This window comes from Tissierella simiarum (assembly GCF_018917865.1).
Classification (GTDB): Bacteria; Bacillota; Clostridia; order Tissierellales; family Tissierellaceae; genus Tissierella_C; species Tissierella_C simiarum.
The window spans coordinates 86190-107929 of sequence record NZ_JAHLPM010000002.1; the positions used below are offsets into that span (position 1 = coordinate 86190).

A 21740-nucleotide genomic window follows, 5' to 3' on the forward strand; every position below is an offset into this window, starting at 1 on the left:
GTTATAAAGAAGAGCATAATCAACATTGTTGATTATGCTCTTTTTATCTAAGGTACTAATATTTCTTGATTTGGAAAAATCAAATGTGGATTTTTAAGATTGTTAAGCTCAGCTAATCTTTGCCAAGTAGTATTAAATTTCTTAGCTATTCTCCATAATACATCTCCAGTTTTTACAGAATATTTTTTTACTGCTGGTTCTGTGGTTACTTCTTTCTTAACTTCTACCGCTGGTTCTGTGGTTACTTGTTCTTCTACAGGCTTTTCTATCTTTATGTTGTGTTCTTTTAATACTTCTTCTGGTATTAACCCTGCATCTATCATTTCATTAACGTTTAAAGCCTTAACGTTAGACGTTCTTCCATCTTCTGATGTTGGAATCTGAATTTTACCTTCATTTACTTGCTTTATTATATAATCTCTCAATGGATGATCTAGATCTGCTCCAATTATTTCCCAATTGTTATCTGTTTTTGGTTCAAGAGTCTTAAGATTTCTAATATGTTCAACAATCATACTTCTTAAAGAAATTGGATCTGAATCATAAATTGGTTCTCCACTTATTATTCCCTCAGTTTTTAATCCAGAATATCTATAGTCATTTATAGCTAACTTAAATTTATCTGTTTCTTTTACAGGCTCTCCTTTAAATTTCAAGTCAACTATTCTCTCTCCTGCTGGCTTAGAAATATCTATTTTATAATCTACTCCAGCAAACATATCATACTTATATCCTCTTATTTCAGGATTAAAGCTAATAGTTACATCCCCTGGTTTATAAGTATTGTAATAAGCTGCTGACCATTCCATATAATCTTTGAGTTCTTTCCCATTTACTTCTACAACCTTTAAAGTATTAGGAAATTTATAGATATCAAATACACTGGCAAAATTTACTGCACCCTTCTTTAAATTGGAACTATCTTTAAATAAAGCTGCCGCTGAAACATCTGCCCCTGAATTTTTCAATTGAACTTCATTTATTAAATCCATTACAGCTGTATCTCTAACTTGTGCTTCTGGAATCCCCTTTACTTCTGAAGCAGGATGGAAATCTTCTGTTACTTCACCTATAACTTCTTCAAGAAATTTTAATGTGGTATCATGGTACTTCTTAGCATAAGCAACAAGCTCTTTAGATGCTTCAAATTCCTTTACATCTATTACATCTACTTTTCTATCTTTAACTTCCCATTTATTATTTTCTTTTTCAAGAGCTAAATCAAATCTAACTACCTGTCTACCTTCATTTCTTGGTCCACCTACTACTGTATTTCCTATAGTTTCTTTAACTGTAGAGTGATCATGTCCTACTAAGAACGCTTCTATTTCAGGATTATTTTCAATAACCTTTTTAACAGAATCTCCTCCTAATTCATCATACTCTCCATTTACTCCTGCATGAGCTGTAGCTATTATTATATCTACTTTTTCTTTTTCTTTTAATTCCTTAATAGCCTTTGCAGCAGCTTTATCCATAGCTTCAAAGTTAAGATCTGTTACCTTAACTCCGTCCCATTTTGGAACATTAGGAGTAGTTAATCCTAAAATACCTATTTTTACTCCGCCTACTTCTTTTATAATGTAAGGTTTAACAAAATATGAGTTATCTTTTTTATTATAAATATTAGCTGAAAGAATAGGGAATTCTGCTTCTTTCACTATTTTATCAACTAAATCTAAACCAAAGTTAAACTCATGGTTTCCTAAAGTCATAGAATCATATCCCATAAAATTCATTACATCTATTACAGGGTGTTTTTCTTCTAATTTAACATTATATAAATCATCTGTTAATATAGTTCCTTGAACAGTATCACCATTATCTAATAATAAAGTATTTGGATTTTCTTTTCTCACCTTTTCTACTAAAGAATAAATTTTAGCAAGACTAGTCTCTTCTATCTCTTTACCATCTTCATAAGACCAATTTATAACATTACCATGAACATCTGATGTCCCTAAAATTGTAATATTTACTGTGTCTTTGCTAGCATAAGCATTATTTACTGGTACAATAAATATACCAACTAAGAGCATTAGTGAAAGTACTAGACTAAAGATTTTTTTGTTTTTAAAATTCATAATTAATCCTCCTTGTATAAAGTTATCTTCATAATAATATTATTTCTACCTTAATTCGATAAAACCTTCTTTTCTCATATATTTTATATAAAAGTTTTTATCTTATATATTTTTTGTTTTCTATATATTAATTTCATCTACTAGCCCTACAATAGATATATCTATAGGAGACTCCATTTTTTGAGCTGCAATTCTAGCGGCAGTTCCCTTTACGATTATTACTAATTCTCCTATTCCAGCACCTACCGTATCTACAGCAATTATTGGTTCTTCTATAGGTAATAATTCAATATTAAGAGGCTGAATAATCATTAGTTTACTTCCAATAAGCCTATTGTCCTTTTTCGTTGCCACTACAGTTCCAATAACTTTTCCTATATACATATTGATCCCCCTTAAAAGATTTTTCAAATAATCCTTTACAAAGTAATTTATTCTCTCGTTTTTACATTTTACTCTTATATAAATTTTTACAGAACTAAAATCAAAATATATTTTACTACTTTAAAGGTTTAAATATATATAGAAATATTAAAAACAAAAAATCACTGAAAAGCTATGACTCTTCAGCGATCAATAATTTTTATGAAAGACTTAATAAAAGTCTAATTGCCCTAGGACTTATACCAATATTTTTTCCTATTTCTATATTGGTATAACCATTTTTTCTTGCTTCCATAATATATTCGTATTTATATTGAGTAAGATATCTTTTTCTTGAACCATTTTTTATTAATTTAAAATCTTCTTCTGTAGAACAAATATTTTTTAATATTTCATCTAAGCCTATTGCTTTTACATTTTTATCCTGTTTTTTATAGGACTCTTTAAACTCATCGATTCCTATTATATTCTCATTTTCATATTGATATTTTAGACTTAAATAATCTTCTGGAACTTCTTTCATTAATTTTTTATACTTGTCTATGGCTACTAGTCTATCTAAGGAAAACATATCTAATAATCCATCTATATCTACTAGATTATCTAAATTCATTCTATAGAATATATCACTGCTCCATTTATATTCTTCCATGGAGCTACAGATACCAGCATAAACTGGATTGTTATGTACATATTTTATTAAGTTTAAAATATAACTTTCATTTTGAATCAATATACTTCTATATCTACCTTCAAAAGGAGATCCCTTTCTTTGTTTTTTAGCATTATAGTATTTAGCATATTTAGTATTTATTCTATGCATAATTTTACTAATAGGAATATTATATGCTCTTATAATAAAATGATAATGATTATTCATTATAATATAGGCAAAAATACTAAAATCATATATTTCTTTTACTTCTCCAACCACCTTAAGTAAATAAATTTTGTCTTCTTCATCTTCAAAAATATACTCCTTGTTATTCCCGTTATGAATAATATGGTATATAGCACCATAATACTCTATTCTTGGTTTCCTAGCCATAGCCTCCTCCTATTACCGTAAGTTAAAAAACATATTCTACATAATACTAAAAATTTCCTTCTTTTATTTAAAATAACTTCCTCTGTATTGTGCCTTACATCAAAACAAATAGTTATTAGTATCTACTCTATCTCTTCACTTTCATTTTTAGAGATACTTTTTTCCCTTTCATTATCTACTAATTGAAATATATTCTCCCAAGATTTCTTCATTTTCTTTTGTTGATAACTATAGCGTATATCCTTTATTAAAGGACTACTTATCAACAATATCCCCACAATAATTAAGAATATAGATAATTTTTTCATTAAGTCCACCTCCCATTAATTGTATTATACCACCTTGAAATTATGAACTACCATTTGTCGCTTTTTATTAACTAAAAGAAGGACTTTTGTAAATTTTGTCGAATGTGTTCTAATTGAACATATTATATGAATCAGATATTGAAGGGAGAATTTACATGAAGAAAAGATTTTATTCTATTTTGACTATTTTTATTGCTACAATTATGTTCTTAGGCTCTGTATCAAATATTGAAGCAGCAGCAACTAAGAAAACTACTACAAACAAGCCAGCTCCCACTACTGTAGGAACTACTATTGGAAATAGTGTTAATGGCTCTTGGGTTGTTAAAGATGGCGATAGCTTATATTATATATCTGGAGAATCCTGGGATCAAACCAATATATATAAAGCTGATGCCAATGGAAAAAACCCTGTTAAAATAAATAAAGATGACTATCATGATATTAGTAATTTAAATGTATCGAAAAATATTATATATTTTGCTAAATATGAGAGTAATCCAGATTATGATTATTCTGATGATACCAAAGATCCCTATATAAATAATTTATATTCCATTGGATCTAACGGTACAACATTAAAAAAACTAATTGATAATATTGGACAATATTATATAAGTGATACAAAAATATATTTTGTAAATCTAAAGGATAGCGGAAAACTATATAGAGCAAACTTAGATGGTACTAAAATTGAAAAACTAATAGATGATAAAATAGCATGTTTTAATATTACTAATGATAATATAATTTATGCTGTAGATGAGAAAAAGGTAGATGGTCCTTTGTTTAGCCCAGGTATTCCTGTAGGAAGCATTTATAAAACAGATAAAAATGGTAAAAACAAAAGCCTTATAACTAAAGATGCTGCTAATTGTATAAATACTGTAGGCAACGAGATCTACTATATCAACTACTCTGATAAGTCTAAAGTATATAAAGTCCCAATAAAGGGTGGAAAAAATAAGAAGGTATTAGATTTTTCTGTTGAAAATATAAATATAGATAATAGATGGATTTATTTTAGCAATCTTAGTAAGGGTATAGATACTTATGTAGGTCCTAATCATAATTTTCTGGAAAAGTTACCTACATTATGGAAAGCAAAACTTGATGGTACTCAAGCTAAAGAATTAAAAGCTGCTTACCCTAGGTCTATTAATGTATTAGGTAATAATATATATTATAAAGAATATTTCGATTCAGGAACTTTTAATGGAGAAACAAGAATGAAAATGAATTTAGATGGTAAAGGTGATACTGAATTTTAATAATTTATATAAATTTAATTGAGGAGGGAACATATAAATGTCTGATTTCCAATCCAAACTCCAAAAAAGTCTTCTAGGTTTACAAAAAGGTGTTCAGAAAAGTTTCCAAGAAGGTAAAGAAAAAATTCAACAAACTCAAGAAATCATATCTTTAAAAAATGAAATTTCTAAAATTGAAGATAACAGAGATGAATTATATTTAGCTTTAGGAAAATCTGTATTTGAAAAAATAGCAAATAAAGAAATGGAAGACGAACTTTTAGAAGGAGTAGTAGATCAAATTAATTATTTTAATGAGAAAATTACAGAATTAAAAAGCATTCTAAATGAAAAAACAGGTAAAGAGGAAACTACTACCTGTGAATGTGGTGCTGAAGTAACCATAGACTCTAAATTTTGTTCCAGCTGTGGTAAAAAATTAGATGAAGAATAAAAATATCCCCTTTACATAAATATATGACTGTAAAGGGGATATTTTTTATGAAGCTTTAGGATATATTGGACTATTTGGATTAAAGTCAGGGTCCGATGAAATATATTCATAAATACATTTTTCTACTTCAACTCCCATATTTCTTAATCCTTCATTTCCGAACATTACATTATATTCTAATATATAATGATTATTTCCAACTACAGCTATATCGAATCCTGCATGATTTATTTCTAAAGTAGCCGCAACTCTTTCTACTAATTCAATGGCTTCCAAAGGAATGTCATTGTAATCATAACTGGCTCCTTTTGCTATATTATTATGAAAACTTCCTTCGGCAGCTATTCTCCAATAAGCTCCTATTACTTTATTTCCTACATATACTATTCTTAAGTCTCTATCTATAGGAAGTTTTTCTTGAATATATAAAGTATCATTATTCTCTATATAATTTTTTAATTCCTGCCTATTTTCTACAAGAAATACCCCTCTACCCATGGAACTTTTTATTTCTTTAGCTACTAAAGGATATCCAAATTCTTCTTCAATTGTTTCAATATCTGCATTATCTTTGCTTAATATTTGAGTATAAGGTACATTTCTTGGAAAAGTAGCCCATAATGCTCTAGTGGTTTCAATTTTATTGTGTCCTAGGTGATAGGTATTAATATTAGGAAATATTTTCTTTTTCAGCCCATAAACTAAAGAATTTACTTGCCAGTATTCAGGAAATAATACATAATCTGCTTCTTTTATCTTATCTATTTCTTTAAAAATATTTTCTGGCTTAATATAAGTTACGTTGCGCATCCCTAGGGTTCTAAAGGGATTAAAGGTAACTAGTTTCATTTAAAACACCACCTTTTAATAAAGTAACAAAAATATTTTACTACCAGAAAAGTAGTTTTTCAATATTTTTCTTCAGTAATTTTTTTAATTTTTTTGCACTTTTCCCGGGAAATATAGGTAATGTTGTAAAGGAAAGAAAAAGATGTCTAAAAATATAGAAGAGCCCTTTAAACTGTGATTTTAAAGAGCTCCTCTTGTCTAATATTAGACTTTTATTTCATCATTTATTCCATTAAATGAGTTTCCAATATTTGTTCTTTCCTGAAGTTTTCAAATCCTAGATAATATTCTAAAGAGTTAAGTAAATGTTCCAATTTTACAGGACCTACTAGCTCTGATCCAGTAACTGGTATTCCATATCTTCTAGCTTCTTGCTTAACTAATTCATAGGTTCTATAAAGAGGTGTGACATTACAATCAAACATGTTCATAGAAACTACTACACCATCTCTTTCCGGAAATTTAATACCTACTGCCCTTACTGTTGAGAAACCTCCACTGGGACCTCTTACTGCTTTAGCTATTTCTTTAGCAATCTTTACATCTTCTGTTCCTAAAAATACATTATAGGCTGTTAGCCCTTCCGTATCTGCACTAACTATTGTAGCTCCAGATTTCGGACTTAATTTACCGTCTACGCTAAAATCTGGCTTCCTCTCTTCGTAATCTGGATGATTTACATCCTCAAGTAATTCCTTTAATCCTTCATACTGACCTTTTCTTATGAAAGATATGCTTTCTTTATCTTCCGTTCTAGCATTTTTACCTGAGAAGAAGATAGGTACCTTATATTTTTCAAATAACTCTTCTCCTATTTCATTAGCTAAATTTATACATTCCTCTAAGGTTATATTTTTAAATGGAAATATAGGTATAGTATCCTGAGCTCCTATTCTAGGATGGGTTCCTTTTTGTTCTTCCATATCTATTAGTTCATAGGATTTACCTGCCATTTGAATTAAAGCTTCCTTTAAAGGTTCAGGTTCGCCTATTACAGTAACTACTGTTCTATTAAAGTCGTGTTCAGGCTCATAACTTACCAACTTTACTCCGTCTTTGTTTCTTACTTCATCCACTATGGCTTCAATAACCTCTTCTCTTCTTCCATCACTAAAATTAGGAACTGCTAAAATATACTTTTTTTGCAAACTCATTTTTATCCCCCTTTATTTTTTAAAAATTAAAAGTTATATTAAATTTAAATCCTTCTCTCTTATGCCTTATCTGCCAAAACCTTTAACAATCGTGAAGGAGTTACTGGTATTTCAGTAATTCTTACTCCTACCGCATCGTATATAGCATTTAATATGGCAGGTGTTATAGGAATAGTAACGGATTCTCCTATACCTTTTGCACCATAAGGTGCTGTATTTTCTGGATCTTCTATTATAATGTTTTTTACATCTATCATATCCATTGCTGTAGGAATAAGATATTTTGAAAACTTATTGTTTTTTATCCTGCCCTTATCTATTTCTAAATCTTCAAACAAGGCATAACCTAAAGCCATGGCAAAACCACCATCCATCTGTCCTTCTACTAACTTAGGGTTTATAGCTCTTCCTGTATCTTGAGCAAAAACTGCCTTTAAAATTTCTACTTTTCCTGTTAATGTATCCACTTCAACTTCCACTCCACAGGCATTAAAAGTATAAGGCCAGTAAGGCGCCCCCTGTCCTGTTTCTGAATCCATTTCTACAGTTTGGGCAGTAAATATTCCTTCTACTTCTATTGGATTATCTTTATAAGTCTTACTTAATTCTTTAAAAGAAATCCTTTTGTGTGGAAAAAAGTTTAAATATATTTCTCCCTTTTCCATAGTCAATCCAGAAACAGAGTTTAATCCTAATTCTCTTTGAGCTGCGTCTAATAACTCTTCTCTAAATTTCTCACAAGCAGTCTTTATAGCATTTCCAGTATTATAGGTTTGTCTACTGGCAGCAGTAGTTCCTGAATCCGGCATAAGGCTAGTATCTTCACATATGAACAATATATCCTTTGAATCTATTTTTAGAGTTTCTGCTCCAATTTGTGATAAGACTGTTTTTGAACCTTGCCCCACTTCTGTAGCTCCAGTATATATTCCTATCTTTCCCCCATCTAGAAGCCTTACTACTGCCTTAGATACATCTGGAAACCCATTACCATATCCTATTCCATAAAAAGATATACCTATCCCCACTCCTTTCTTTTTCATTTTATCCCCTCCCTACACTCATGGAGAAACCAATATTCTTTACTACTTCTTCTATACATCTATCAATAGGAACACTTTCCAACATTATCTGCCCAGTAGCCGATACAGATCCTTTTTTAAATATATTTTTCATTCTTATAGAAATAGGATCTATTCCCAATTTTTCTGCTAATATATCCATCTGTTGTTCATGAGCTACAGGTACTTGAGTAGCTCCAAATCCCCTCATAGCTCCAGCAAAAAGGTTATTTGTATAAACAGCATAGCTATCTACTTTTACATTGGGTATAAAGTATGGTCCTGTGGCATGAACCCCTGATTTTCTCAATACATTAGTTGCCCAGGAAGCATAGGCTCCTGTGTCTCCTATTATTTCAGCTTCCATTATTTGTAAGTATCCATTCTTATCTGCACCTGTCTTATATTTCATAATTAAAGGATGGCGTTTAGAGTGTGCTATAAATGATTCTTCTCTAGAATATATAGCTTTTACGGGCTTCTTGAGTGTATATGCCGCTAAAGCCAAATGAATCTGAAGACTTATGTCTTCTCTTCCTCCAAAGGCCCCTCCTACATTGGTATTTATTATTTTTACTTCTTCTTGTGACAAATTAAGGGCTGCTGCTACTTCTTCTCTATCATAATGAGGATATTGGGTGGCTACCATAACTGTTAAAATATTTTCTTTATCAACAAAAGCCAATCCTGCTTCTGGCTGGAGAAAGGCATGATCCACCATGTGAGTTTTGTAGGTATTTTCTACTACTACATAACTGTTACTATAGCCTTCCTCTATATTTCCCTTTTTCAATTTATAATGATAGACTATATTCGTATCTCCATGAATCTTTGGGGAATCTTCTCTCATAGCATCTATGGGGTTAAATACCCCTTCTATTTCTTCATAATATACTTTTATCTTTTTTAAAGCTTCTTTACAAACTCTCTCATTTTCTCCAACAACAAAAGCAATAGGATCTCCTATTTGCCTTACTTTTTCTCTGCAAAAAACTTCATGGTCTTTAAATACAACTCCATAGTGATTAATTGGAACATCTTTATAAGTAAAAATTTTTATTATTCCTTTTATCTTCTCAGCTTCTTTAATATCTACCTCTATATAAGCATGAGATTTATCCGATCTTAAAGTTTTTCCATAAATCATATCATCTATATATAAATCTTGAGGATATAATGCTTTTCCCGTTACTTTACTTAGTCCGTCTACTCTAAGAATATCTTTTCCCACTATATTTAAATTCACTATACCCCCTCCTCTTTTATATATTTAATAGCCATTTCTGTTGCATCTACTATTTTGTTATATCCTGTACATCTACATAGATTTCCAGATATTCCTTTTCTTATTTCTTCCCTACTAGGGTAAGGCTGCTTATCTAAAAGAGCTTTTACAGACATAATCATGCCAGGAGTACAATATCCGCATTGAATAGCTCCTTCTTCTATGAAAGCTTTTTGAATTGGATGTAATTTACCCTCTTCTTCTAATCCTTCTATGGTTAAAATATTACTTCCATCAGCTTGAAAAGCCATAACCAAGCAAGAGTTAACAGAGACTCCATCCATTATTACAGTACAGGCTCCACACTCTCCCTCACCGCACCCTTCTTTCGTTCCAGTTAATCTAAGCTTATCTCTCAATAAATCTATAAGTCTTATATCTTCATCTATATTTAGTATATAATCTATGCCGTTAACCTTTAATTTTATTTCTTTCACAGGACCAATTCACCCCTTCTTCAACAGCTTCCCTAAATACTCCTATAACAGCTTCTCTTTTGTAAGGCAAAGTTGATCTTCCCTTTAACCTTTTGCCCATAGACTCTTGAAGAATCTTTGCTGCTTTATATATGGTTTTTTCATCTGGAGATTTCTCTAGAAGAAACTCTTCTACTTCTAATTCCCTCATAGGATACTTACCTAAAGAACCACTGGCAATTTTTATGGCTTTAAACACTCCTTTTTTATTGATTTCTAGAAGAGTACTTATAGACATCCGAGAAATAGCCAAAGCTTTTCTAAGACCTAGTTTAGAAAATGTAAGTATCTGCTCTGGTTTAGGTTTTTTAAAACGAATATTGGTAAGGAGTTCATCTTCTCTTATAGTTTTATTCATATCTGTGTAAAGATCTTCTAAATATACTTCTCTCTTTCCCCTAGTGCTTACTAGAGTAATAGTGCTATTTAAACAAATTAAAGGGGGTATAGAATCTGCTGCTGAAGAACCATTAGCAATATTTCCTCCAATAGTTCCCTTATTTCTTATTTGAGGAGAACCTACAAGGCTGCAAGCTTTTTTAAGTCCTTGCAAGTTTTCTTGTATTAATGGATTTTCTATTAATTGAGTAAATGTAGTGGCTCCTCCTATTTCAATAAATTCTCCTTCCTCTTTTATATAGGAAAGTTCCCTAGTATTTGAAATATCTATTAAAACTTTAGGCGAAATCTTTTCATTTCTCAAATCTATAATTATGTCTGTTCCGCCTGCTATTATCTTTGCTTCATTTTTATATATAGATAAAACCCTTATGATCTCATTTACATTTTCTCCTTTATAAACTTCCTGTAATTCCATTATTTCATGCCTCCTCCGATTCAGAAGATAGATTCTTGGAAAGTGCCACCTTTCATTGGAAGGTGGCACTTTTTAGAAGAATTGCTTTACTACAAATAGTATTGATAGTATATACATTACAAAAGATACATCTTTCCACTTTCCAATAAGTACTTTTAAAAGTACATAAGATACCATTCCAAATACAATTCCTTCTGCAATGCTATAAGCTAAAGGCATCATAATAATAGTTAAAAATGCTGGTATTGCTTCTGTAAAATCTTCTAAATCTATCTTTTTTATTGGACTCATCATGAAAAGCCCTACCATTATTAATGCTGGTGCTGTTGCAGCTTTCGGCACTATAATAAATATTGGAGCAAATAAAAGTGCCAAAGCAAACATACAAGCAGTAGATAATGCTGTAAGTCCTGTTCTACCTCCTTCAGCTACACCTGATGCACTTTCTACATATGTAGTTACTGTACTAGTTCCTAAACAAGCACCAGCTATAGTTCCTACTGCATCAGCAAGTAAAGCATGACTTACTTTAGGAAGTTTTCCTTCTTCATCAAGCATATCTGCCTTTGAAGCCACTCCTACTAAGGTTCCTACTGTATCAAAAATATCTACAAATAGAAAGGTAAATACTACTATAAGCATTTCGCCAGTAAATACTTTTGTCCAGTCAAATTTAAATGCTACATTTGTTAAAGAAGGAGGAAGTCCAATTATCCCTTCTGGAATAGGAGTTACTCCCATTGGTATTCCAATTAAGGTAGTAGTTATTATTCCTATAAGAAGTGCTCCCTTAACTTTCTTAGCCAATAATACTCCCATAATTACAAGACCTATAATTGCAAGTACCGCACTTGGTGACTTTAGATTTCCTAATTCAAGTATTGCTCCCCCCTGTTGCACTATTCCTGCTGACGATAAGCCTATGAAGGCTATAAATAACCCTATTCCTACGGATACGGCATTTTTTAAATTAGTAGGAATAGCTTCAAATATAGCTTCTCTAGCTTTAATTAGTGAAAGAAGGATAAATATAACTCCTTCTAGAAATACTGCTGTTAATGCCGTTTCCCAAGAATATCCCATTTTTATTACTACTGTATAAGCGAAAAAAGCATTAAGTCCCATACCTGGTGCTAAGGCAAAAGGATAGTTAGCATAGAAGGCCATAATCAGAGTGGCAATAACTGCAGACAAAGCTGTGGCTGTGAAAACTCCTCCTTTATCCATTCCTGCATCTGCCAGAGTCAAAGGGTTAACCACTAGAATATAAGCCATAGTCATAAATGTAGTAACTCCTGCTATAATTTCAGTCTTTATATCTGTGTTGTGCTCACTAAGTTTGAATCTTCTTTCCAAGAATCCTTCATTACTAACTGCTTTACTAGACATACAACTCCCCCTTTGTTTTAATTCTAAATTTCCTACCCTCCTTTTCCTTTAATATTTATACAGTTTTTTATAACCCATAGGAAAGTCCTACTTTTCCTTAATTTAAACTTTCCGTAATGGGTTTCAAAAAAAGCCTCCTTAGTGTATTAATGCTTCAATACAAGCCTTTTTTACTTTACTACTGGAGATAGAACCTCAAAATTATTTACGTCTATTAAACCCTTGTCAGTAATTTTCCAAGAAGGACTTGTAGATAGAGTTAAGAAAGATAGATGCATAAATGGAGCATGTACTTTACAACCTAATTCTTTGGAAACTATCCTCTCTAATTCTGCAATTTTTTCACTTACCTCATTCCCCATTAATTCATCTGTTATAAGTCCACCTACTGGTAACCTCATATCTGAAAGAATTCTCCCTTTATTTGCTATGGCTATGCCTCCTCCTATTTCTATAACCCTGTTAACGGCTAAAGTCATATCCTTTACATTTGTTCCTACCACTATAATATTGTGGGTATCATGAGCAACACTTTCTGCAAAAGCCCCCTCTTTCATTCCAAACCCCTTGACAAAAGCTTTACCTATGTTGCCATTTCTACCATATCTTTCTATGCAGGCTATTTCTAGTGTATCTGTAGATGTATCAGGCTTAGCTATTCCTCCATATATCCTTAATGTTTCTTCTAATTTTCCTGTTAAATTTTGATCTGGTATAAGCTCTATACATCTAACTCTAGCTGTAGAGCCTTGAGCTTCAATCTCTAAATCCTTCTCGGTAATAGGTCCTCTTTTAACAGATTTTTTTACTTCTTCAGGATAAGTATATTTAGGTAGGTCTATTAGAAGTTCTCCTTTAGAAGCTACTAACTTTCCTTGAATAAAGACTCCCTCTACAGTCATTTCTTCTAAATCTTCTATTATCGCTATATCTGCCATTTTCCCAGGAGCAAGAACTCCTACATGGTCAAACCCAAAATAAGTAGCTGGATTTATAGTAGCCATCTGTATTGCTTCTACAGGGCTTACCCCTTCTTTTATAGTTCTCTTAATTATTTCATTCATATGTCCTAATGTCTGTAAATCCGCAGATACCATGTCATCGGTGGCTAATATACATCTTCTAGAGTCCAACCCTTCTTCTGTAACTGCTCTAATACATTCTGCCATGTTTCTTTGAGTTGAGCCTTCCCTCATAAATAGATAAACTCCTTGTCTTAGTTTCTCTATAGCTTCCTCTTTTGTAGTAGTTTCATGGCAAGAACATTTTCCTCCCGTTGAGATTATATGAGCTGCTAAATCTTTTCCAAATAATTCAGGTGCATTTCCATCTACTATCATTCCTTTACTTCTTGCATATATTGTTGAAGAAACTAAATCTGTAACTATTTCAGGAGTATTTCTATAAACATGTTTAGCATTGCTAAATCCCTGTAGTTCTCCTATTCCAATTATGTGCTTATAGTTTAATAAATCTTCCATATCCTTTGAAGTTATATCATATCCTGCAGTTTCTAAGTTTGGACAATCTGGAGTTAAAGCTGGTACTACTAAGTACACATTATTAGGAACGTTATCTATTTCATCAGCCATAGCTTTCATACCAATAGAGCCTAATGCATTTCCGATTTCATGAGGATCTGCTACTAGGGTGGTGGTCCCTGAAGGAATTGAGAGTCTAGAAAATTCAGTAATCGTAAGCATGCTACTTTCAAAATGCATATGAGAATCTATAAAGCCTGGGGATAAGTATTTCCCTTCCACATCAATAACCAAAGTATCGGGTCCTATTAAATCTCTACAGTCACCTACTAACAAAATATACTTATCTTTAATGGCAATATCAGCCTTATATACTTCTCTTGTTATAACATTTATTACTTCTCCTTTATGAAGAACTACATCTGCATACTCTTTGCTGCTCATAAGAACATCTATTAATTTCCTGTACTCAACTGCCATTTTTAAATAAAAAGTATTATGCAATTCCATGCCTCCCTCCTATTCTTTATTTAATAGGTCATTATGAATATCTATTTCATCAATTATACCTACTATGGATATATCTATAGGAGATTCCATTTTTTTTGCTGCAATTCTAGCAGCTGTTCCTTTTACATATATTATTAGTTCTCCGATTCCAGCTCCTACTGTATCTACAGCAATTAAGGGTTCTCCTATAGATTCTAATTTTCCGTTGAGAGGCTGGGTAATCATTAGCTTACTGCCTATAAGTCTATCATCTTTCCTTGTTGCCACTACTGTACCAACTACTTTCCCGATATACATATTACCATCACCTCTTTAAGTCTCTATCTTTATTTCTATTCCCCGCTCTTTAGCCCTATCTTTTGCCAAAGGAGTTAAGATAGTCCCTTTTGGCACTAAAATAAACTTATTTGTATTTGAATAGTTCATTATATCCCTTTCTGTTATTACCTTATTTAGACTATCTATCTTTCCGCTCATATTCTCCCCATAGAATATCTTTTCTAGATAATTTCCTTTCTCTATTTCTAATCCGCCCATTTTTTTTACCTTACTTGTATAATCATCTATCATAGTATCTATTTCTGCATTTTTACACGGTTCTCCCATATATGTCTTTAAAGAAGTAAAATCTATATATACTTCTTTATTCATATATAAAAAACTCCAAATCAAATTTGATACAAAACTATCTACCATTCCTAAAGATACTTTTGAAATAGTATTTATAGTGATATTAGGTACTACTATTTTTGAGTAGTCCTTTATTATATTGTGAATATTAAATATATCTTCCTCTCTATATACCTTTAAGGGATTTAAAGAATCGATTATATTATTTATATCTAATATTTTTTCGGCCATAAAAGAAAATCCTAAGGAAATATCAATATTATTGCCCTTTAGTCTTTTTAGTTCCTTTATTTTTTCATCTAATTCAAAAAATGAACCTGTAATAAGGATTAGTACTTTATTATTTGAATTTAAGGAATTACTTTTATTAATCTTCTTGGATATACTGTCCAATACATTTAGAGTTAATCTATTTTTATTCATTTAGCACACCCCAAAGGGATTATTCATAATTTTTTAGTATCACTCTTTCTACTTCTGAATGAGGTCTTGGTATTACATGAACAGAGTGTAATTCTCCAACAGCTCTTGCCGCTTCTGCCCCTGCATCTACTGCTGCCTTTACTGCCCCTACATCTCCTCTTACCATTACAGTTACAAGCCCAAAGCCTATTTTCTCATAGCCTATTAGTGTTACATTAGCTGCCTTTACCATAGCATCAGCAGCTTCAATTGAACCTACCAATCCTTTAGTTTCAACTAATCCTAATGCTTGACTCATGCTTTATTCCTCCTTATTTTTGTTTTCTTTATCTTTATTTTTCTTTTTATTTTCTACTTTATTTTCTTTTATTTTTAAATTCTTAGAAAATTTTTCTATAAGAGTATCTACTTCATCATGGGGTCTAGGTATTACATGACTTGAAACTACTGTACCTATTCTGTTAGCTGCCTCCACTCCTGCATCTACCGCTGCTCTTACTGCTGCTACTTCTCCAGCCAGCTGAATAGTTACTCCTACTGCTTTTTCTACCCCTATTACCTTCTCTACTCCTATTAAGGTTACATCAGCTGCTTTACTAGCTGCATCTACTGCTGTAACAGCAGTAGTAAGTCCTATGGTCTCAATAAGACCTAATGCTTTATTCATACTACACCTCCGTCCTATAAATTAACGGCTACTCTTAATCTTTTCAACTACTTCATCTAAAGTCAATATAGGAGCTACAGCTTTATTTTCCTTTACTTCTCTTTCTCCTCTTATTATTTCTAATATCAACTTTTCTTCCTTAGACGTTAAATTATCTGCTTTATTTTCTTTTAAATCAGATTTCTTAGTAGAGCTAGTTTTGTTTATCACATTATTCATGTAAACCCTAGCTAATGGATTAACCATAACTTTTCACCACCATTAAGCTATAATATTTTATCCACTTCTTCATGAGGTCTTGGAATTACATTGGCTGAAACTACTTCTGCTACCGTTGCTGCCTTCTCCTTACCACTATCTACTGCTGCTTTTACTGCTGCTACCTCCCCCGAAACCGTTACCGAAACTAATCCTGAACCTACAATCTGAAAATCTATTATTTTTATATTCGCAGACTTACTCATTGTATCTGCTGCCTCTATAGCTGCTATAAGGCTTCTGGTTTCAACCATTCCTATAGCTTCCCTCATTATGCTTCACCTTCTTTATTCTATATTTGGAAAATATTTATGAATATCTATGTTTTCGTAATTTGGAATTATAGCTCTCTCAAATTTTAAACCTTTTTCTCCTAGAGGCTTTGTTGCATCTATTCCTACCTTATCCGTTACTCCCCTTATTCCGTGAGACGGCTCTAAGGACGAACCTAAGCCCCCTTTTATAACTACCAAATCTTCGCTAGCCTGAGATCTTGTAGTAATAGCCCATTCAATTTCCTTTAAACTAAATATATCTACATCTTCATCTACTATAACTACCTGTTTTAAATCTTTATTAGATCCTAAAGCTGCTATAATAGCACTTTTGCCGTCACCTTCTTGATGTTTGTTTATAGATACAAAAGCATTAAACCTATATCCTCCACCTTCTGTTACATAAACATCTCCTACATCTACTTGATTTCTAAGGGAATTATATAATTCTACTTCTCTAATAAGTCCATTGGATAAATGCTCTTCTCTACAAGGAAATGCCACTTGAAATATAGGGTTGTTTCTATGCATAACTAAGTCTATTTCAATAATTGGATGATTTGCCGCCTCTCCATAATATCCCATCAATTCTCCAAAAGGCCCTTCAATTTTCCTTTTGTTTGGTATGATTTTCCCTTCTAGAACTATTTCACTATAGGCTGGTACAAGAAGGTCAACAGTTTCACATTTTACTAATTCTAAAGGTCTCCCCCTCAGAGCACTATCCACCTCATATTTATCTACTCCATAAGTAAAACTGCTTATTTGGCTTGCCAATAAAAATGGTGCATCATATCCAAGAATTATTGCTATATCCATAGGTTTATTTAATTTTTCTAATTCTAAAAAATCATTGGTAAGCTTTGGTGAAGCTATAAGAGCTGAAACTTCGTTTTTGCCATTTATTTGAAACCTTCTCACAGATGTAAAATGTCTTCCCGTATCTGGATCTTTAACTACCAGTATTCCAGCTGTAATGAAACTTGAAGAATCTTTTTCTTGGAATTTAGGAATAGGAAAGATTTTAGATAAATCTATGTTTTTATCTATGATATTCTCTTTTATGGGACCATTGCTAACCAATTTATAAGGTTTAGAGTTGGCTATTACATCCATAAAGGTAAACAATCTATTTTCATGATTTATGTTGAGAAGGTTATAAAAAACTTCCCTATCTCCATACAATCCTCCAACTACTTTTACAGGACTTCCTTTTACTTTATTGAATAATATAGGTCTTTTATTTTCAAAATGTTTAAGCACTGCACCTAATTCATACTCAGAGTTTACTTCTCTTTCACATATAAGAAGCTGATTCATTTTTTCCAATTTCTCTAATGTAGATCTAAGCAAAAAGCTGCCCTCCTTTCTATAAACCCTTCCATCTATTCACTAAGTTATTGTCTATTCCTATCATATCCAGTATTCTACCTGTCATGTTTAATACTATATCTTCAATGGTCTCAGGATGGTTATAAAACCCAGGACTAGGTGGAAAAATGGTTACTCCTATTTTAGATAGTTTTAACATATTCTCTAAGTGTATAGGACTTAAAGGGGTCTCTCTAGGTACAAGTATTAACTTTCTTCCTTCCTTGATAGTCACATCACAGGCCCTAATTAGAAGACCGTCTGCAAAACCGTTTGCAATTCCAGCTAAGGTTTTCATTGAACAAGGAAGAACTACCATACTATCTATTTTAAAAGAGCCACTTGCTATAGGAGCTGCAAAATTTTTGTTATCGTGAAAATAAGTAGCTAGATTCTTTAATTCTTCTATAGTTACACCACACTCATGTTCTGTAACATACTCTCCCATAGTGGATACTACTAAATGAGTTTCTATATTCAATTCTTTAAGTGCCTTTAGAAGTGAAATAGCATATATTGACCCACTTCCTCCAGAAATTCCAACTACTACTTTCATTTCCTTTCCTCTCTTTCATGGAACCTATAGGGTAAATACCCTATAGGCTTTATTCTACTTTATTTTCTCTGTCACCCCCACCTTTCCAAGGGTCTAGTCCTTTTTCCCAAGATTGAACATATTCGTCTATAGTCATTACTTTTGAGAAGATACTCAGATCATTAAGCCCATATTCATGCATTTCTTTAGTCTTTGATGCACAGCCATCACTTAAAGTAATTACTCTATAAGCTTTTGCCAAGGCATCTGTAGCAGTACTTCTTACACAAACATTGGTCCAAACTCCAGTAACTACTACTGTGTCGATATTTTCTTCTCTCAAAAATAAATCTAAGTCTGTATGTTGGAATCCACTATGTCTTCTTTTTTGAACAATATATTCTCCTTTTTCAGGATATAATTCTGGTATAAAATCGGAACCCCAAGTTCCCTTTACTGCGTGAACGGGTCTAACTCTAAAATCCGCATCATTTTCTCTATGAGCTTCCTGTATGAACACTAACTGTACGTCATCACCTTTCCTACTTCTAACCCATTGAAAAAGGTTTTGAAGATTAGGGACTATCTCTTCTCCTCCAGGACATCTTAAAGGAGCCTTTTCTCCCACAAAATCATTCAACATATCTATAACTAAAATAGCGTGTCTAGACATATTATTCCTCCTTAAAATCTTATAGTTCTATCTAATTTTTGTATACTTTGCCTTTTTATTATCTTTCCATAGCCTTCTACTACTGTAATTCCTTGACTTTCATCAAATACTACCTTTCCACGTACTAAAGTTTTATCTACTTTTCCTTTTAGTTTAAAGCCGTCGAATGGAGTATATTTAGCAAGACAATACATTTTTTCTTTTTCTATAGTCCATTCCTTATCTAGATCAATAATAGTAAAGTCTGCATCTGCTCCTATATTTAAGCTCCCTTTCTTTGGATATATTCCATAATGTTTAGCAGCATTGGTACTCAATATTTCTACAAGCTTAGATAAAGTAATTCTACCTTTGTTATATCCTTCGCTTATTATAATAGGAACCATAGTTTCTACTCCAGGTATTCCTGGGAATGCTGTCCAGATATTCATTCCTTCTTTATCTTTTTCTGATTCTACATTGTAAGGAGCATGATCTGTAGCTATGAAGTCTACACTACCGTCTATTATTCCATTCCATAATTCTTCGTTGTCCTTTTTGGCTCTTATAGGAGGTGCAATTTTAGCAAAAGCTCCATACTTATCCATAGCTTCTTTATAGTTTAATGTTAGATAATGAGGACAAGTTTCGCTAGTTACATTTATCCCTCTCATCTTTGCTTCTTTAACAAGTTTTGCTCCAATTCCCGTACTCATATGAACTATATGAAGTCTTGCACCAGTATCTTCTGCAAAACTTATACCTAATTGAATAGCAACTTTTTCTGCTAATTCCATCCTTGCTTCTGCCCAAGCTGGCCCATCCATTCTTCCATCTTTTTGGAACTTTTTCACATAATAGTCACACATAGCAAAGTTCTCTGCATGTATTCCTATAGGTAATCCAGTTTCTGCTACTGCTTTAAAGGCTTCATGCATTTCTGGATCTGTAACTCTAGGATAAGTTGGAACCGATGGAGTCATATAAACTTTAAACCCTATAACTCCATAATCTGCCTGCTCTTTTACATTATGTAGCCAACCTTCCCTTACATCTTCTCCTGTTACTCCTCCCCAGAAACCATAGTCTACGATAGCCTTATCCCTTATTTTTTCTATTTTGTTTTCAAGTTGAGATACGCTTCTTACAGATGGAACAGAACAGCAAGGCATATCTATAATAGTGGTTACACCTCCTGCAGCAGCTCCAGAAGTACCTGTTAAGAAATTTTCTCTATGGGTAAATCCTGGATCCATAAAGTGAGTATGAGAATCTATACAACCTGGTAGTGTTAAAAATCCTTTTGCATCTATTACCTCTTTTACTTCTATTCCATCAATTTCATCTATAAAACCTGCTATTTTTTCATCTTTTACTAGAATATTTGTTAAAATCATTTCATCCCCTTGTGGTATCCTTGCATTTTTAATTATTAGATCATACATTTTAAAACCCCCTTTTTTTAATGCTATGATAAATTTTTTATATAATAACATAATATTTTGAAATAAACCTTGTTAGTTTACTATAAAAATTATTTATTTACTCTCTATATGCTTAAGTAATTTTGTAAATATTCAATAATCAGTTTGTATATTTTATATATACTATCTCTCCTATTCAATTAATATAATTAGTATTAAAGGGGGTAGTAGAGTTATGAGTTTAAAATTAATAGACTTATCACAGGAAATATATGAGGGAATGTCTGTATTTCCAATGCATCAGAAAACTTTCATAATGACAAATATGTCTCATGAAAAAAACATGAAAGACACTGGAAGCACTGCTTTAGGGTTCTCTGCAAGAAATCTTCTCTTAAGTGAACACTGTGGAACCCATTGTGATGCTGTATGGGAGTATAAACCTACTGGTGCAACTATTGACAAAATGCCTTTAGAATATTTTTGGGGTAGTGCTATATGCATCGATTTAACTCACGTACCAGAAACAAGATATATTGAGCCAAAAGATTTAGAGGAAGCAGTTGAAAGATCTGGACAGGAAATAAAAAAAGGAGATATTGTTCTCCTATATACAGGCCATTTTGATAGAAATTTTGATACTAATAAATGGCAAACTACTTATGCTGGTCTTAGCTATGAAGGAGCTAAATGGTTGGCTGAAAAAGGTGTGGTAAACATTGGAGTAGATTCACCTTCTGTTGATCATCCTGAAGATTTGAATTTTTCTGCCCATATGATCTGTGGAGAATATGACATAACTAATACGGAGAATTTGTGTAATTTAGACAAACTGGTAAATAAAAGATTTTTATACATCGGGCTTCCACTAAAGATTAGAGATGGGTCAGGTTCCCCCATTAGAGCAGTAGCCTTAGTGAAAGAATAAAAAATGCCTAGACGTTGAATGGTCTAG

General features: G+C 32.1%; 25 protein-coding genes. 3 read left to right on the plus strand and 22 right to left on the minus strand.

The genetic code is table 11. The features are described from left to right. Window positions 1-47: 47 nt before the first annotated feature. From KQI42_RS02820 to KQI42_RS02835, 4 genes are all read right to left on the minus strand, one after another. Window positions 48-2084 carry a 5'-nucleotidase C-terminal domain-containing protein gene (locus tag KQI42_RS02820; RefSeq protein WP_216516534.1) on the minus strand — a complete coding sequence of 679 codons (2037 nt, stop codon included), beginning with the start codon at window positions 2082-2084 and terminating at the stop codon, window positions 48-50. A 120-nt stretch (window positions 2085-2204) separates the two neighbouring features. Next, a complete protein-coding gene (locus tag KQI42_RS02825) occupies window positions 2205-2468 on the minus strand; it encodes a EutN/CcmL family microcompartment protein (RefSeq protein ID WP_216516537.1) in 264 nt (87 codons plus the stop codon). Window positions 2469-2667: 199 nt separating this feature from the next. Beyond that, window positions 2668-3516 carry a transposase gene (locus KQI42_RS02830; protein ID WP_216516539.1) on the minus strand — a complete coding sequence of 283 codons (849 nt, stop codon included), beginning with the start codon at window positions 3514-3516 and terminating at the stop codon, window positions 2668-2670. A gap of 122 nt (window positions 3517-3638) precedes the next feature. Beyond that, a complete protein-coding gene (locus tag KQI42_RS02835) occupies window positions 3639-3824 on the minus strand; it encodes a hypothetical protein (protein WP_216516541.1) in 186 nt (61 codons plus the stop codon). 155 nt (window positions 3825-3979) lie between these two features. Between KQI42_RS02835 and KQI42_RS02840 the strand changes: the two genes are divergently transcribed. Then, window positions 3980-5095 carry a DUF5050 domain-containing protein gene (locus KQI42_RS02840; RefSeq protein WP_216516543.1) on the plus strand — a complete coding sequence of 372 codons (1116 nt, stop codon included), beginning with the start codon at window positions 3980-3982 and terminating at the stop codon, window positions 5093-5095. Between the two features lie 37 nt (window positions 5096-5132). Beyond that, window positions 5133-5528: a zinc ribbon domain-containing protein gene (locus KQI42_RS02845; RefSeq protein ID WP_216516545.1), complete on the plus strand. Its 396-nt coding sequence runs from the start codon at window positions 5133-5135 to the stop codon at window positions 5526-5528. 45 nt (window positions 5529-5573) lie between these two features. On the opposite strand, the gene KQI42_RS02850 is transcribed toward KQI42_RS02845, so the two are convergent. The 18 genes from KQI42_RS02850 to allB form a co-directional block, all read right to left on the minus strand. Further along, complete coding sequence (locus tag KQI42_RS02850) at window positions 5574-6377, minus strand: ATP-grasp domain-containing protein (RefSeq protein WP_216516546.1); 804 nt, start codon at window positions 6375-6377, stop codon at window positions 5574-5576. A 224-nt stretch (window positions 6378-6601) separates the two neighbouring features. After that, window positions 6602-7531 (minus strand): glutamate formimidoyltransferase, encoded by a 930-nt coding sequence (ftcD, locus tag KQI42_RS02855; RefSeq protein WP_216516548.1) that lies wholly within the window; start codon window positions 7529-7531, stop codon window positions 6602-6604. A 59-nt stretch (window positions 7532-7590) separates the two neighbouring features. Beyond that, window positions 7591-8574: a xanthine dehydrogenase family protein molybdopterin-binding subunit gene (locus KQI42_RS21205; RefSeq protein ID WP_216516550.1), complete on the minus strand. Its 984-nt coding sequence runs from the start codon at window positions 8572-8574 to the stop codon at window positions 7591-7593. Between the two features lies 1 nt (window position 8575). Then, the gene (locus tag KQI42_RS21210; protein ID WP_216516553.1) at window positions 8576-9838 is read right to left on the minus strand and encodes a xanthine dehydrogenase family protein molybdopterin-binding subunit; all 1263 of its coding nucleotides are present in this window, start codon (window positions 9836-9838) and stop codon (window positions 8576-8578) included. Beyond that, window positions 9838-10314, minus strand: coding sequence for a (2Fe-2S)-binding protein (locus KQI42_RS02870; protein WP_216516555.1), 477 nt, complete (start codon window positions 10312-10314; stop codon window positions 9838-9840). Before KQI42_RS02870 ends, KQI42_RS21210 begins: the two co-directional genes overlap by 1 nt. Then, a complete protein-coding gene (locus KQI42_RS02875) occupies window positions 10289-11170 on the minus strand; it encodes an FAD binding domain-containing protein (protein ID WP_216516557.1) in 882 nt (293 codons plus the stop codon). The genes KQI42_RS02870 and KQI42_RS02875 overlap by 26 nt, the downstream gene beginning before the upstream one ends. A 72-nt stretch (window positions 11171-11242) precedes the next feature. Beyond that, window positions 11243-12559, minus strand: coding sequence for an NCS2 family permease (locus KQI42_RS02880; RefSeq protein WP_216516558.1), 1317 nt, complete (start codon window positions 12557-12559; stop codon window positions 11243-11245). A gap of 170 nt (window positions 12560-12729) precedes the next feature. After that, window positions 12730-14550: an adenine deaminase gene (ade, locus tag KQI42_RS02885; protein ID WP_216516559.1), complete on the minus strand. Its 1821-nt coding sequence runs from the start codon at window positions 14548-14550 to the stop codon at window positions 12730-12732. 9 nt (window positions 14551-14559) lie between these two features. Further along, window positions 14560-14847, minus strand: a complete 288-nt coding sequence (locus KQI42_RS02890) for a EutN/CcmL family microcompartment protein (protein ID WP_216516560.1) — start codon at window positions 14845-14847, stop codon at window positions 14560-14562. 15 nt (window positions 14848-14862) lie between these two features. Continuing rightward, a complete protein-coding gene (locus KQI42_RS02895; RefSeq protein WP_216516561.1) occupies window positions 14863-15603 on the minus strand; it encodes a flavoprotein in 741 nt (246 codons plus the stop codon). Between the two features lie 19 nt (window positions 15604-15622). Then, entirely contained in the window at window positions 15623-15901 is a 279-nt protein-coding gene (locus tag KQI42_RS02900; RefSeq protein WP_216516562.1) for a BMC domain-containing protein, read from the minus strand. Window positions 15902-15904: 3 nt separating this feature from the next. Beyond that, window positions 15905-16270: a BMC domain-containing protein gene (locus KQI42_RS02905; protein ID WP_216516564.1), complete on the minus strand. Its 366-nt coding sequence runs from the start codon at window positions 16268-16270 to the stop codon at window positions 15905-15907. A gap of 21 nt (window positions 16271-16291) precedes the next feature. Then, window positions 16292-16516 (minus strand): hypothetical protein, encoded by a 225-nt coding sequence (locus tag KQI42_RS02910; RefSeq protein ID WP_216516566.1) that lies wholly within the window; start codon window positions 16514-16516, stop codon window positions 16292-16294. Window positions 16517-16536: 20 nt separating this feature from the next. Continuing rightward, a complete protein-coding gene (locus KQI42_RS02915; RefSeq protein WP_216516568.1) occupies window positions 16537-16800 on the minus strand; it encodes a BMC domain-containing protein in 264 nt (87 codons plus the stop codon). Window positions 16801-16815: 15 nt separating this feature from the next. Continuing rightward, a complete protein-coding gene (locus tag KQI42_RS02920) occupies window positions 16816-18156 on the minus strand; it encodes a UbiD family decarboxylase (RefSeq protein WP_216516570.1) in 1341 nt (446 codons plus the stop codon). 16 nt (window positions 18157-18172) lie between these two features. Beyond that, the gene (locus tag KQI42_RS02925; protein WP_216516572.1) at window positions 18173-18730 is read right to left on the minus strand and encodes a UbiX family flavin prenyltransferase; all 558 of its coding nucleotides are present in this window, start codon (window positions 18728-18730) and stop codon (window positions 18173-18175) included. Between the two features lie 49 nt (window positions 18731-18779). Continuing rightward, window positions 18780-19382: a cysteine hydrolase family protein gene (locus KQI42_RS02930; RefSeq protein WP_216516574.1), complete on the minus strand. Its 603-nt coding sequence runs from the start codon at window positions 19380-19382 to the stop codon at window positions 18780-18782. 11 nt (window positions 19383-19393) lie between these two features. Next, window positions 19394-20806 (minus strand): allantoinase AllB, encoded by a 1413-nt coding sequence (gene allB, locus KQI42_RS02935; RefSeq protein ID WP_216516576.1) that lies wholly within the window; start codon window positions 20804-20806, stop codon window positions 19394-19396. Between the two features lie 214 nt (window positions 20807-21020). Between allB and KQI42_RS02940 the strand changes: the two genes are divergently transcribed. After that, window positions 21021-21713 (plus strand): cyclase family protein, encoded by a 693-nt coding sequence (locus tag KQI42_RS02940; protein ID WP_216516579.1) that lies wholly within the window; start codon window positions 21021-21023, stop codon window positions 21711-21713. Window positions 21714-21740 lie beyond the last annotated feature (27 nt).